A 246-nucleotide genomic window follows, 5' to 3' on the forward strand; every position below is an offset into this window, starting at 1 on the left:
GTCACGCAGCCGCGCTCCGAGCGCCCGATGGAACCGCGGATGCCGTGTCGCCAGCTGGTCGCGCGCCTCGAGGAACGCCCACGTGCACAGGGGGATCTGCTGCGGGCTCATGGTCGGCGAGTACGTCAGGTGGCTGAGGAACTTGCTCGTGTCGCCGCTCGCGTCGAGCCACCCGCCGCGGGCATCCACCGTGAAGCCGGAGTCGTCGCCGTACCGCAGGGCGGCGGCATCCTTCCGTTCGATCTC

The 246-nt window shown here is 70.7% G+C and carries 1 protein-coding gene; it reads right to left on the reverse strand.

Going from position 1 to position 246, the window contains the following annotated elements; genetic code table 11:
- Nucleotides 1–246 (reverse strand): hypothetical protein (locus SB658_RS26570; RefSeq protein WP_410603487.1); only part of this gene is annotated, 246 nt, incomplete at both ends.

It is taken from the genome of Bacillus sp. SIMBA_008, from assembly GCF_046535495.1.
Taxonomy (GTDB): Bacteria; Bacillota; Bacilli; order Bacillales; family Bacillaceae; genus Bacillus; species Bacillus subtilis.